Origin of the sequence: Methanosarcina barkeri 3, assembly GCF_000970305.1 — an archaeon.
Classification (GTDB): Archaea; Halobacteriota; Methanosarcinia; order Methanosarcinales; family Methanosarcinaceae; genus Methanosarcina; species Methanosarcina barkeri_A.
The window spans coordinates 1,375,315-1,389,266 of record NZ_CP009517.1; the positions used below are offsets into that span (position 1 = coordinate 1,375,315).

The 13,952-nt window shown below is 39.4% G+C and carries 13 protein-coding genes; 4 read left to right on the forward strand and 9 right to left on the reverse strand.

Annotation, left to right across the window (positions count from 1 at the left end; translation table 11 throughout):
• Window positions 1-12: 12 nt before the first annotated feature.
• Window positions 13-822 carry an ABC transporter ATP-binding protein gene (locus MSBR3_RS05545; protein WP_048107009.1) on the reverse strand — a complete coding sequence of 270 codons (810 nt, stop codon included), beginning with the start codon at window positions 820-822 and terminating at the stop codon, window positions 13-15.
• Window positions 819-1,859, reverse strand: coding sequence for a FecCD family ABC transporter permease (locus MSBR3_RS05550; RefSeq protein ID WP_048107012.1), 1,041 nt, complete (start codon window positions 1,857-1,859; stop codon window positions 819-821). Before MSBR3_RS05550 ends, MSBR3_RS05545 begins: the two co-directional genes overlap by 4 nt.
• Window positions 1,860-2,545: 686 nt before the next feature.
• On the opposite strand from MSBR3_RS05550, the gene MSBR3_RS05555 reads away from it, so the two are divergent.
• The 4 genes from MSBR3_RS05555 (at window position 2,546) to MSBR3_RS05570 (ending at window position 7,895) form a co-directional block, all read left to right on the forward strand.
• Window positions 2,546-3,628: an ABC transporter substrate-binding protein gene (locus tag MSBR3_RS05555; protein ID WP_230627842.1), complete on the forward strand. Its 1,083-nt coding sequence runs from the start codon at window positions 2,546-2,548 to the stop codon at window positions 3,626-3,628.
• Between the two features lie 103 nt (window positions 3,629-3,731).
• Window positions 3,732-4,796: a hypothetical protein gene (locus tag MSBR3_RS05560; protein ID WP_048107016.1), complete on the forward strand. Its 1,065-nt coding sequence runs from the start codon at window positions 3,732-3,734 to the stop codon at window positions 4,794-4,796.
• 436 nt (window positions 4,797-5,232) lie between these two features.
• The gene (locus MSBR3_RS05565; RefSeq protein ID WP_048107018.1) at window positions 5,233-6,699 is read left to right on the forward strand and encodes an asparagine synthetase B family protein; all 1,467 of its coding nucleotides are present in this window, start codon (window positions 5,233-5,235) and stop codon (window positions 6,697-6,699) included.
• Window positions 6,700-7,100: 401 nt separating this feature from the next.
• Entirely contained in the window at window positions 7,101-7,895 is a 795-nt protein-coding gene (locus tag MSBR3_RS05570; RefSeq protein WP_080942211.1) for an ATP-binding protein, read from the forward strand.
• A gap of 47 nt (window positions 7,896-7,942) precedes the next feature.
• On the opposite strand, the gene MSBR3_RS05575 is transcribed toward MSBR3_RS05570, so the two are convergent.
• The 7 genes from MSBR3_RS05575 to MSBR3_RS21720 all read right to left on the reverse strand — a co-directional run bounded on the left by MSBR3_RS05575 (window position 7,943) and on the right by MSBR3_RS21720 (window position 13,494).
• Complete coding sequence (locus tag MSBR3_RS05575; protein WP_048110086.1) at window positions 7,943-8,518, reverse strand: tetratricopeptide repeat protein; 576 nt, start codon at window positions 8,516-8,518, stop codon at window positions 7,943-7,945.
• A gap of 440 nt (window positions 8,519-8,958) precedes the next feature.
• Complete coding sequence (locus MSBR3_RS05580; protein ID WP_048107022.1) at window positions 8,959-10,020, reverse strand: tetratricopeptide repeat protein; 1,062 nt, start codon at window positions 10,018-10,020, stop codon at window positions 8,959-8,961.
• Between the two features lie 181 nt (window positions 10,021-10,201).
• A complete protein-coding gene (locus MSBR3_RS05585) occupies window positions 10,202-10,702 on the reverse strand; it encodes a PASTA domain-containing protein (RefSeq protein ID WP_048107024.1) in 501 nt (166 codons plus the stop codon).
• 412 nt (window positions 10,703-11,114) lie between these two features.
• Entirely contained in the window at window positions 11,115-12,515 is a 1,401-nt protein-coding gene (locus MSBR3_RS05590) for a tripartite tricarboxylate transporter permease (RefSeq protein ID WP_048107027.1), read from the reverse strand.
• 231 nt (window positions 12,516-12,746) lie between these two features.
• Window positions 12,747-12,911 carry a hypothetical protein gene (locus MSBR3_RS20920; protein WP_230627845.1) on the reverse strand — a complete coding sequence of 55 codons (165 nt, stop codon included), beginning with the start codon at window positions 12,909-12,911 and terminating at the stop codon, window positions 12,747-12,749.
• A gap of 118 nt (window positions 12,912-13,029) precedes the next feature.
• Window positions 13,030-13,260 carry a hypothetical protein gene (locus MSBR3_RS20930; protein WP_230628016.1) on the reverse strand — a complete coding sequence of 77 codons (231 nt, stop codon included), beginning with the start codon at window positions 13,258-13,260 and terminating at the stop codon, window positions 13,030-13,032.
• Between the two features lie 3 nt (window positions 13,261-13,263).
• Window positions 13,264-13,494: an LVIVD repeat-containing protein gene (locus MSBR3_RS21720; RefSeq protein ID WP_080942401.1), complete on the reverse strand. Its 231-nt coding sequence runs from the start codon at window positions 13,492-13,494 to the stop codon at window positions 13,264-13,266.
• Window positions 13,495-13,952: the final 458 nt, after the last annotated feature.

Below are 13,952 nucleotides of genomic sequence, written 5' to 3' on the forward strand. Positions count from 1 at the left end.
TGATATCCCAGATCAAAAACATCCTGCATCCACATGTGGCTGTTGTATTTGCATAGGTATACATGCTCTTCTATGCTCATTTACATCCAGAATTTTGACATCTACTCCATAGGCCTGCTTCATATTATGTTCGGTAACAACAATTTCCGGTCTTCCGATTTCCATAATTGTGCCCTGGTTCATGATGGCTACTTTATTACAGGATAAAAAGGCGTGGTCTGGAAAATGTGAAGTCATTACAACCGTTAGTCCGGTTTTAGATAATTCTTGTATGACTTTGAGTGTTCGTATCTGGTTTCCGAAATCCAGATGGGATGTCGGTTCGTCTAGGAGAAGGATTTCGGGCTGTTGAGCTATTGCTCTTGCCATTAAAACAAGTTGTTTTTCACCACCACTGATCTCAGTGTAGGTTTTATTCTTTAGATGCGAGATTCCAAGCCTTTCCAGAGCTTCCTCAACGATTTTGTAATCTCTCTTTCCAGGAACAGATGTTAAACTCAAATGCGGAGTTCTGCCCATTAGAACTATATCAAAAACTGAAAACGCAAAAGTTGAATAATTTGACTGCGGGATATACCCAATGATTTTTGCAAGTTCGGTTTCTTTCATTGAATAAACACACTTATTTTTCAGTAATATCTTGCCGCTTTTCAGTTTAAGAAGCCGGTTCATACATTTGATTAAAGTCGATTTTCCGGTTCCGTTAGGCCCTAATATGCATAAAACGTCTCCTTTCTCGATAGAGATGTTCACATTTTTGAAGACGCTTTTCTTTCCGTTATAAGAAAACTCTGCATTCTTAATATCCATTATATTGCTCATGACCATCCCTCGTAACCTTTTTGGAGTAAGTATATGAAAACGGGCGCTCCTATTATGGCTGTCAGTATTCCCAGAGGAATTTCAATGGATGTGGCTGTTCTGCACACATCATCAACCAGCAGAAGGAAAGTAGCCCCCAGTGAAATACTTGCAGGCAAAAGTTTTCTATGATCCGGGCCCACGAGAATTCTGGCTGCATGAGGTATTACAAGGCCTACCCAGCCAATGATGCCACTTATACTTACGGCGGAAGCTGTTAGGAGTGTACAACAAAGAATTACAATCAATCTCATTTTTTCCGTGTTTACACCCAGTGCACGTGCTTCATCGTCGCCCATTGAAAGAACATTAATTCTCCATCCGATAAGCAATAATGCTGCAAATCCGATAAGAGTAGGCCCTATTATCATCAAGATACTATTACTGTTAACTGCAGAGAGGCTACCCATAAGCCAGTACACTATTTCCGGTAGTTTGCTGTCAGGATCTGCAACGTACTTGATGCATGAAATAAGAGCAGAAAAGAGTGCTGCGATAGCTATCCCTCCCAATACCATCACCAGAATAGTATTACCTCTAAGTCTTTTGCTGAGAGAATATGTGAAGATAACTGCGATCAGGCCGAATAAAAAGGCTGTAGTCTGAATCATTACTACGGAAAAACTGAACAAAATAGCTATTGCAGCTCCAAAACCTGCACCCGATGAGACACCAAGGATGTCCGGAGAAACCAGTGGGTTCTGGAAAGTTCCTTGAAAAGAAGCTCCTGAGATTGAAAGAGCCGCACCCACAATCATCGCAGCTATTATACGGGGCAGACGTATATCCCAAACGACTGTATAAATAGTTGAATCTAAATTTGTAGTAATAGGCACAAAAACAGATACAATAGCCAGTATTACATCCTTAGGAGATACTGGATATCTGCCAATCATAAAAGATCCGAAGAACAAAAGTATTGGGAGTGCAACCAAAATGGTTGTTAAAGATATATTTCTAATAGTTTCTATGGTTTCCTTATTTATTCGTCTGTTCATTATTTTTCCACACTAAACGTTTACAAATTATCCGTAGTTTCTTCGGAGTATATTTTTCAAGCCCGCTTATTTAGTTCAAATGTAGCTAATTTGAGGCAACAGCTACTCGTCCTCTGTTTAACTGTGTAACTTTTATAAATTGTATTTTTGTATCTCCTGTACTATTTATTTCTCAATTTTAATTTATTTGGATATTTCGTATGTATTATGTCTAACTAGACATAACAAATTATATATTCTAAAATACCAGTATCTTATTTCCTAGATACTAGTATATATAATTATTTATGCGCGAAATTTCCTGTATGCATCTTTGATTCGATAAAAAAGTAAATAGAAATAAACCAATTAAAAATACACATCCTTTTTTGACCCTGTTGTTAGCTCTTTTTGTTATTTAGTTTGATAATTGTCTCTTAAGTGGCATATTTTTAATGAAAATAAGAAAGGTCAATTTATGAATTAATTATATATACTACATAGTAGGTAATTGAATTCTGTATTAATTAGATATAATCTTTGTTATGGTGGGATGAACATATCGCATGCAAACTGCAAAATGAAATTTAAAAGTTATACAAAGAAACAAATCGTAAGCTATGGGATGGACTCAAAAATATTAAAGAGATATTAAGATGAGATCAACAAAAAGGCCACTAAGTTTGTTAATTTCACTGTGTCTGTTAATGGCACTAGTTATACTGCTTATAAGTGGATGCTCACAGAAAACAAGCGATGACATAACGGCATCAGCTCCCGCAGTTGACAGAACTGATGCAACAAACACAGAGCAGGAAACAACATTGTCGGATACTGCACTGTCAGATACTCGGGTAATTACCGATCTAGCAGGCAGAAATGTTACATTGCCTGCTGAAATTACCAGAGTTTCAGTATTACATCCTATACCATGCCAGATGGTATGGAGACTGACACCGAAAAAACTTGTTAGTGTGGACAAGCAGTTTACCGAGCGGCTGGAATTTATGTCAGATGATGAAGAGAAAAGACTGCTGCGTCTTCCGATTAACGGAGAATTCCACAGTGACATGAACGTGGAAGATCTTTTAGCAGTCAGCCCTCAGGTTGTAATAACATTAACAAAGGATACGAAAATCGAATCCGAACAAAAAGAAGCTGGCATTCCATTTGTTGCTGCATCAAAAGATACGCTTGAAGAGATTGCAGATTCATGGAGGTTAGTCGGCAAAATTGTTGGAAATGAAAAAGAAGGAAATGAACTTGGAGACTACTGGGACGAGACTATCAAAAAAGTTACCGATCAGACCTCGAAAATTAATGAAAGTGACAAGCTTAAAGTATATTATGCGCAATCAGATGTCACCAAGACGGTTGGGTCCAGAACCATTATGGCATCTATCATCAGTTTCGCGGGAGGCATAAGTTTCATGGAAGCAAACCCGCAAATGGAATCGGCTAATACAAGTGAAGAAATCCAGGTTTCACTGGAACAAATCTACAAGTGGAATCCAGACGTAATTATTACCAAAACCGCAAAAGGTCGTGATGAAATTCTCTCGAAAAATGCCTGGAAAGATGTCGCTGCCGTAAAGAATAAGCGTGTTTACGCATCTACAAAATACGAGATGCTTGACCGAACACAATCGCTGATGGGGCTCCTTTGGACTGCTAAAGTGCTTTATCCGGATAAAGTGAAAATAGACCTGAACAAAGAAGTAAAAACATTTTATTCAAAAGTATATCTTGATAATAATGTGACGAATGATCAAATCAGTCAGACAAATTAATCACAGTAGTAAGTCAACAGATAATTACTTCTGACGTATCCATAAAAATTAAAAAATACATAAAGCAAAAACGTGATTTGTTTTTAATCCAGGAAGGTACATAATGTTAACTGTTGAAACAAGCGGACTCAAAGGAATAACGAGCTTTACCACATATGATGGCGGTGAACTGAAGGACTGTAAGCTTAAAGAGTATAATTTGATTCACACAAAGTACGGAGATCTTGTTCCGCAGTACGGTAATCCGGGGTTTAGAAAAAAGCAGTTAGCAGCTTTGTCTTTCTATAAAAATGGTAAAATCAAAAGCATTTCTTTAGAGCAGCAGACTGAAATAAGCACACCAATGGGGATACTTCCGGCTGAACTGGTTACTTTTTTTGAAGACGGATCAATTAATAGTTTATTCCCTTTAAACGGCCAGATAAGTGGTTTCTGGTCGGAAGAAGAAGAAGGCAAACTTGCACAAAAACTCCATTTTTCATTCCCATTTGGAGACTTTTGTGCAAAAATAATAGGACTGCGATTTTATCCTGACGGAAGAGTCAGAAGCCTGATTTTATGGCCGAATGAACGAATCATAATTGATACTCCTGCAGGAAAAATGCCAGTTCGAATAGGATTTAGGCTTTTTGAAGATGGGAGCATAAAATCTGTAGAACCTGCAGAACCATTCCTGATTGAGACCCCTATTGGCTCGGTAAATACATATGATGCGGACGCACTTGGCATTGATGCAGACAAAAACTCAGTGTGTTTTGATGAAAAAGGTAGATTAATTTCTCTTTGTACTTTCGACATCATTACAGTCAGAAAGAAAAACGGTGAAAAAGAAATAATTTTTCCAACATTAAGGCCGGGCTTGACAACCGAATATGAAAAAGTGCCGATTAAATTGTTCTTTGATACTGATACTGTAAGCATTGGTGATACTAAATCTATAGACTATAATGATAGTACTAAAGCTGCAGACTACAATGATAATACTAAAGCTACAGACTACAATGATAATACTAAAGCTACAGACTACAATGATAATACTACAGACTACAGCGGTGATGCCAGAGCAGTTAACTACAAAATAGCTGAATGTACATTCCTTATCATGCGCGGTAACTATATGGAAACAAAATCATGTGGCGATTGCTCCAGTTGTAAGGGTTGTATGTAACCTGATGTGTAATAATTGAGCTTATTTCAAAAAAAATTACTTCCAATTCTCATAGACCAATATTAGAATAGATAAAAGGTTCAATAGAACTAAACAGAATATATGCCCTCTTTTTTGATAGCCCATCAAACATCTTCAAAACCTAAAATTTTACTTACTTTTTAAGGCTAAGTAATACTTGTGAAAAAATTATTTCTGATAATTCTTGAACCAGTAACTATGACTATTCTTGGGTCAGTAAATCTGACCATCCTTCAATCAGTAACTGTGACTATTCCTGGATCAGTGGCTCCGATTATTCCTAAATTTGCAATTTTTTAATACTTTGAATTACAATTTTTACTGTTCTGGATTTGGTCTGCTCTTCTTAAATGGAAAAACGATAAATAGAGATAGAGCGCCTGTATACATCGAAGATAAAGAAAAAGGAGTAAACATGTGCGGAATAGCAGGAGCAGCAGGAACTCCTGATACAAATAAAGAAGTAAAAAGAATGCTTGCAGCCCTGAGTCACAGAGGGCCCGATGCTTGCGGAACCTATGAGGCCGAAGGACTGAGTATAGGAAATACCCTGCTTAAAATTACAGGCAATATGCCCCAGCCTCTGGTTGGAAAAGGAGCTCTGGTACTCAACGGGGAAATTTTCAATTTCAGGGAACTTGCAGCTGAACAGGGCATAAAAACCGATTCGGATACTGAAGTACTTTTTGCCCTCATAGAGACAAAGATAAAGGAAGGAGAAACGCCAACAAATGCAGTCTTTTCCGTGCTTTCCAGAGTAAATGGGGATTATGCTCTGGCCTATGCCCTGGATAACGAACTTTTACTGGCTAGAGATGCCGTAGGAGTCAAACCACTTTTCTATTCCCTGGAAATAGGAGTAGAAAAATATAAAATCTCCTTTGCATCTGAAAAAAAAGCCTTTTCCAGCCAGAGTAGTTGCACAAAGCCGTTTCCACCTGGCAGAATCATGGCTCTCAATATCAATGACAGAAGGCTTGAAGAAAAATCTCTTGCAATTGAGCCTCCACAGGAAAGAATCTCAGAAGAGTATGAAGCTGCTTCTTGCCTGAAGGCGGACCTTGAAAAAGCTGTCGAGATAAGGCTTACAAAAACCGCAGGAATCGCGTTTTCCGGAGGTATTGACAGTACCTTTTTAGCGGCACTTGCAAAAAGTATCGATCCCTCAATTTCCCTTTATGCCGTCGGGCTTCCGAACTCCCATGATCTTACACAGGCTCAGCGTGCGGCTGAAGTTGCTGGCATGAAGGATTCCCTCAGGACCCATCTCCTTTCTCCTGAAGAAATCGAGGACGCAATCCCGGATATAATTTATTCTACGGAATCGACGGACCCTATGAAAATTGCAATCGGGCTTCCCCTCTACTTTGTTGCGAAAACTGCAAAAGAAGACGGAAAACGAGTCCTTCTCACAGGTCAGGGTGCAGATGAGCTTTTTGGAGGCTACAGCAGGCATGAGGGTTTCCTTGAACAGGGGCCTGAGATGCTTGATAGAGAGATCTATTCAGACATTCAAAATATCTCAGTTATTAACCTTGAAAGGGACGATATGGTTACCATGGCCAACTCCGTAGAGCTAAGGGTACCTTTTCTGGATAAGGAAGTAATAAAAACAGGGCTTGCAATCAACCCTGAACTCAAAGTCCTTAAAAAAGACGGCCTGTATATAAGAAAATATATCCTGAGAAAAGCTGCAGAAAGCCTGCTTCCATCGGAACTTCTCTGGAAAGAAAAGAAAGCAATCCAGTATGGGACAGGAGTTCAAAAGGTACTCGACAAGCTTGCCCGCGACGCAGGTTTTCCAAAAAAGGAAGGAAGTCATATAGAAAAGTACCTAAAACAGATTGCTGTAGATGAAGGATTCGATTTCATATTCAGGTAAAGGAGTTTCCTATTGAATAGACCTACTGAGATCTACTGAATAGATCTACTGAATAGATCTACTGAATAGATCTGAATATACCTACTTAATAGAATAATTAACTCCTTACCTGGTGAATTTGTTCGTTATATCTTTTTAAATATCCTTTAACTTTTAACAAATATCTTTCTGACTCTTATAAAACGAAAAGACTTTAAATAATACTCTCAAAGGAATGATAGGGTGAAGCCAGAGATAAATGAACAAGTATAAACAGCTTGATGATTATATCCCTGCTTAGAAATCACTATATTTAGTCTGAGTTAACAATTAATCTGAATCAACGATTAATCTGAATCAACAATTAATCTAAACTAATAAATGATTTAAAACACTTAAGTTTAAATTAATGTTCAGGGGGAATCCTCATAAAAATAGCAATTACCGGAAAAGGCGGCGTTGGAAAAACAACTCTCTCAGGTACTCTGGCCAGACTGTTTGCAAGAGACGGGTACGAGGTACTGGCAATAGATGCAGACCCGGATATGAACCTGGCATCTTCGCTTGGGGTCGAAAATCCCCCTAAGCCCCTGACAGATTTCAAAGACCTGATTCAGGAAAGAGCGGGTGCAGAAGGCGGAGCTTTCATCTACAACCCTAAAGTCGATGACATTGCAAGTAAATACGGAGTTATAGGGCCCGATGAAGTAAGAATGCTCGTTATGGGCACTGTAGACCGCGGTGGAAGTGGATGCATGTGTCCGGCCTCGGCTTTCCTGAGGGCTCTTCTCAGGCACCTTATGCTCAAGGAAAAGAGTGCAGTGATCCTTGATATGGAAGCAGGGATCGAACATCTCGGAAGGGGCACTACAAGAGGAATGGACCTCATGATCGTGGTAGTTGAGCCAGGGGCAAGATCGCTTGAAACGGCTGAGAGAATAAAAAAGCTGTCTTCCGAAATAGGAATAAAACACCTTGCTGCTGTAATTAATAAAGGAGGCGCGGGGAAAGTTAACGACAAACTTGAGGAGATGGGCATCCAGGTACTTGGAGAAATTCCCTTTGACCCCAAATTAATGCAGGCTGACCTGGAGAAACGGGCTCCTATTGAGGTAGGCGGCGAAGCTGTTGATGCTATAGTAAAAATTAAGGAAAAACTGATGGAAGTCGTTGAAGAGATCAGGATAGAAGAGGAAGCTAGCAAGAGCAAAAAGTAAAGGCCGGTTTTCGGCCCTACACTTTTCAGATTTCTAAAACTCTTAATTCAATTAAAGCTGCTGTCCGGAGAGTCAGCTAAAGTTCCTTTTTTATAAATAACCTCTATAAGCCTCAATTTCTTTTCTCTAATAAGAACATCAGTCGGATCGATGTCAAGTGCTTTGTCATAACACTGCATAGCTTCCCCATATCTTCCAAGGCTCTCCAGAGCTGAACCTTTCTGATATAACGAGAATACATCGTCAGGATTTACTTTCAGGACTTCGTCATAAGACTCAACCGACTTTTCAAATTCTCTCAAATTACTGAAGGCAAAGCCCTTGAGGCACCTGATCCCCAGATTTTCAGGATCGATCTCAAGAGCCCTGTCATAGCAGGCAAGAGCTTCCTTTGATTTCCCCATCCTATCAAGAGCGAAACCTTTCTGGATCCAGGCATCAAGAAATAAAGGGTCCAGAGTTAAGGCTTTATCATACAGCCTGAGTTTGTCTTCGTAACTGCCAGTCTCGCCAGCCTTGGCAAGGAGCTGCCTGAGATCCTCTGGTTCTTGGTTTTTTTCTGCCGCTTGAGACTCCTTTTGCTTTGCTTTGTCCATATTTTCACTCACATTTTCTTCTGTCATATCGGAATCCTCGCTTTTCCAGTGAAAGCTCATTCCGGATCCCTTCCGGATTTTTGCCACACCTGGCCGTTTTTATATTTCACGCATGGAACCAGAGCTAAAACTGGTATTTTGCATTTTTGTTTTCAATGAGATATACTTTTTCTGACTCGAATTTTCTCTAATATAAAAAACTGTCCTGTAACAGAAGAGGTACAATTGGCTCTTGAGCTCAGGATAGGAGCACAATTTATTGTTAAACTCAAAAACGACCAGGAAAATAAAGGAATGATAAAAAGAACTTAAAAGAGGGCAAAAGGACAAAAAAACAAACAGTATAAAAGGACAAAAACAAACAGTATAAAAGGAAAAAAAACAAACAGTATGATAGGAAAAACTACAGAGAATAACTGATAGGAAAAATATAAAAAAAGACAGAAGGAAAATGTGAAATAGAGAAGTTACTGAGAGGATTTGGCCTTCTGTCTTCGGATTTCCGAAAGGATTTTTACCTTTATTTCAAGTGCAGGAACGAAGCCAGGTTGCAACTCCAGAGCTCGATTACAATTTTCCAGTGCTTCCTCCTGCTTACCTACTTCCGAAAGAACAAAACCCATGGCTGTCCAGAGCCGAGGCTCTTTAGGGGAGAGATGAAGCGCCTTATTGTAAATCTTCAGGGCTTCCTCGTACCTGTCTAGTCTGGAAAGCAGACTTCCGGTCGAAGTAAGGGCCTCAAGGTATTCAGGCCTTATTCGAAGGGCTGAACTGTAAGCTTCAAGAGCTTCTTCTTCTCTGCCGAGGGCCAAAAGTACGGAGCCTTTCCCTGCCCAGGCTTCAGCATACTCGGGATACTTATGAAGGATTTCTTCATAGGTATGGAGGGCTTCTTCAAACCTGCCAAGCCTTAAAAGCACGACTCCCTTATTATCCCAGGCAATTTCAAAAGCCGGCTCAAGTTCAATTGTCCTGTCATAAGCTGCAAGTGCTTCTTCAAGCCGGCCCATTTCCGCGAGAATAACACCTCGGTTATACCAGACCCTGTGATCTTCAGGAATAATTTTCAAGGTTTTTGCAGTAAGCTGCAGGGCAGTTTCAAACCGTCTGGCCTTATACATAAGCACAGCAGTTTGAAAAAGGGCTGTAGCATCCTGTGGATTTTTTTCAAGCCGTTCAGCACAGGCCTGAAGCTCTTCGAAAAAAGGCAGGGAAGCATAAACGTCTCTTACAGCCAGGAAAAGAGGCAAAATTTCATAGCTTTTCCCATAAAATACAAGTTTTTTTGTTTCCGCATTATATGAAAAGGCGGTTGATTCCTCTTGACCTGCATCTTCTTCTGGTGCATCCTGGTCCCTTTTGTTACTGAAAACGTTTTCTACTCCTGTTGTTTTCTCTTTCTCTATTCCTTTAATCACAGCTCTAAACCCGGAAAAGGCTGCTGGAGAAAGAGGAGAGTTATTAGAGACTAAAAGCGCAGATCTGAGATATTTCCCGAGTTTTCTATCGTTTTTATGCCATAAAGCCATTGAAGTGCCCTGACATTCTTTAAGAAATTTCTTCAGGCAGAGACTCTGGGATGCCTGACTCCCGGAACACTCAAGCGCAGAAAAAGCTGAAACTGCTGCCCTGCAGTGCTCCCAAAGTTCATTCGGGAAAGTCTTTGTTTTGGAAGAGTAAGCTTCCGTTTTAAGCCCTCCTTTATCTTATTCAGCTGCGGTCGGAAAAAGCGCCGCACAGCGAGTTTCTATCATGTGGCAGAAACTTGCCTTTTACCGCAACTACAAGTTTTACGGATGATCCGGCAGGTGACTTCGTACCTGGTTTTGGATCTTGTCGGATAATATCTCCAGCCATAACCCCGACGGGTAAAACTGACTTTTGCTCGACAATGTCTCCTGCTATAAGCCCGGATTCTTCCAGAATTTTAACGGCTTTCTCAAGGGGCTGTTTTATGACATTAGGAACTTCCACGCTTCCTGTGATAGTCCTTGTCCCTACAGTAGTTTCTGGCTCCTTCACACCTTCTTTTTCTTCCAGCACTTCTTCGAGCAAGTCAATTGCCCCGCTAATTCGAAGAAGGGTCTCACTCAGGCTCTTTTTCCGGTTTTCAAGCTCAGTAATCTTTAACTCGATGTCTTCAAGAATTCTCTGCCCTGATTCGTATTCTGCCCTGAGTTCAGTTAAACGCTGTTCAAGTTTTACTTCCATGCTCCTGTATACCCCTTCTGGTTATTTATTTCAGTTTATTCGGTTTTTTGCATTTATTAACTGATTTTGCTTTTTATTTTGTTAGTTATTTTATTAATTGTTTTATTAATTTCGTCTTCATATCAAGTGCTTTTTAGCTCTCTGTACATTTCCAACCCAATACATTTTAAGTTTTATATTTTTACATGCCATCGGACTGAAAAAACCATCTATCCAGATTCAGATATCGTTGGATCGGCATTTTTAAGCGCATAAATATTGTCCGTTACTGGTTACATGCGTTTAAACTTAAGCATGTCAGACATGATGTAAAAACATTAAATCGTAATTATCTGACTTACAGATTTATGGAATAGCACACACGAACCTAAAAAGACAGAACTTGGGATTTATACGATTAAAAAGCTGCTTTTTACAAAAAGTACAAAATCACAGGCAGTAAGATGACTCCCATTGCATGTGATTTCCTGACATTCATAAAGGAGGAGAGCATGCCTATTGGAGTCGAGATTACAAAAATGAAAAATCCGAAAAGCCCTGTGAAAAGGTAAACCATTACTGCAAGCCCTATAAGGACACCTGCACAGAGTTTGCTATAGTTAACTTTCTTCAGGAAGAGGTGCGCGTTGTTTCCTATCCAGATAGTAGAAAAGTAGGAAAACAGCGCAGTTAAGACCATGGCGGCAAAAAAAAGTAGAAGTATGGGTAAATCAAGCGTGTTTGTTTCCAGAATATCTTCTATGGCAACCATTGCCCCGCTTCGTGTCCTTCCGATCACCACAAAAGCCACCAGCCCGAAAATTGCGTTCGAAGTGTTTACTCCTGAGTTTGAAACTATGAATTCCTTCGAGCTCTCAAGCGTTGAAGGGTTACTGGCATAAGGGTCGGAATAGAGAGAAGTTTTTAGCTTTCCGAGCTCGGGTTCGGAGGTTTTCTTTTTTAGTGTAATCCTGTCAAAGTCGACTTTTGCAGCAAGGCCCGTAAGGAGTGCTGCAATTGCTGAGGAGAGGCCTGGCAGCCATGCCACAAGTGAGCCTGCCGCACTGCCTGTAAGGATTCCCCTGAGAATTCTTTTTCGAGAAAGTTTGAGTGCCGATACGGACTCTTCCGGAATTTTCGAGCTTGTTAGAAGGCTTATTATTAGTTGGGACGATCCGAAAAGCCCGCTCAGAAGCGGCAGGAGTATCGACGGCTCTCCAAAATTAACAACCGGAACCATAAGCGATTCCCTATCAAAAGCGAAGAGCCCAAGCAAGCCTGTAATCAAAAACAAAACGAGAGCAAAAAATTTGTACTTATATTTTGCAAACGGACTTTTCTCCTTTGAATCTTCAACACTTTCACCTTTTTCACTTGCAAGCATCAGAAAGACAATTAAAATGAGAATCAAAGCCATATGCGCTTCAATATAAGGATATATAGCCTTAAAGAAAAGCGAAAATGGAAGTACGAATATAAGGGAAGCAACTACCGAGCCTGCACTTCCGAGTGCTGAAAGACGGACTGCCTCAGCTCCGGCTCCGTCAAGTAAAAGCCTGTGCCCTGGAAGGACCATTAGTGCGGTATCTCCATCCGGTGCCCCTAGAAACACTGAAGGGATAACGTCATGGAAAGTTTGAGATAGTGCATTTGAGAGAATAATTACGGCTATGTAAAAAGGTGAAAGCCCTTTCTCAGCCAGGAAAGGAGCAAGGGCTATAAGAGCAAGCGCAAAATTATTATTGTGTACTCCAGGCAAGAGCCCTGAGATTATTCCAAGCAGGTAACCCCCTAAAACTGACAAAAAAAGAATAATTAGTGAGACGTCTTCCACCCATCCTACCCTCTGAAACTTGATTGAATTCTGTGAATTTCATCCAAACTTTTGTAAGTTATATCAGAGAGTATAATCATAACTATTTAAAAATATTTCTACTATCTGTTGACTTAACTATTTTTTACTAACTTAACCACATTTTATTTAATTCTTCACCTTTTATTCAATCCCTTACCTTTTGTTTAATCTCTTACCTTTTGTTTAATCTCTTACCTTTTGTTTAATCTCTTACCTTTTATTCAGTTCCATTATGTAAAGTACAGCTAGCAGGCTTATAGCTCCACAAATTATAGTGAACTCAGGAGTTTTTGCTTTCTTTTGTAAGATTGCCTGTCTCTTTTCTTGAAATAATACCAGCATTTTTTTCTTCATTCCCGTTGCTGCTTCCTTCATCGGAGCCGGTAGTTTCCAGAACGGTTATTGTAGCCGTTTTTGAGGATGTTTTGTTTGCATTGCTTACTATCAGATTAACAGTATAGGTTCCTTCAGAAGAGTAAGTATGAACCGGGTTCTAGTTTGTCGAATTTAATCCGTCTCCAAAGTTCCAGTTCCATGAAGTTGCGTTTTGAGACCTGTCATTAAACTGAACAGAAAGAGACGCGCACCCGGATGTGATATTGCTGCTGAAGTCTGCGAAAAGAGATGCTGTTTTTCCCTGATTTGCTTTCAGAATAACAAGACAGTTAACGCCTTCAGCTACATAGACATAACTGTCGGAAACTGAGACATCGCTAGCAGAGATGGCTTAACGTCCTTTGAGAACCGGAGAAGAAGGATTGCTTATGTCAATAATCATAAGACCATTCAAGTCAGCTACATAGGCGTAATTGTCGGAAACCGAAACATAGCGAGCTGCCCTTGTATAATATCCTTTTATGGTTGGAGAAGAGGAATTGCTAATATCAACAATTGAAAGACCATTATCGCCATCGGCTACATAACCATAATTATCAATATTTAAGACCTTAATAAATATGAAGAACCATTTTTATATAAGATATTATGGAGTTCACTGGTAAAAAATATAATTAAATAAAAATAATTCACCCAGTTAACCATCAAGAATATAATCTAAATCTTGAGTTATAACATAAAAGTACACATAAACTCACAATTACTTTGTTTATGCATATTATACATGGCGTAAAAGAAGATTTTTAATTCAAGATTAGATTGAAAAGTAGAGAAAGAAACTATATGTAGTAACAAGTAAATATTTTAACAAATTAGGAAAATTTACCTAGTAATTGGGAAACCTTTAATATAAATATTTTGTGCTAAAATCTTGACAATCTTCGTAGAAATTGGCGGTAAGGAGTAATAATAGTCTGTCTGGACGATAAGCCGCTTAAAAATTTTGAGTGTTGTTTATTACATCAAAGAAAAAGAAAAATCATTTCCACTTATGTTTTATATGTGTTTGATATTCTATAA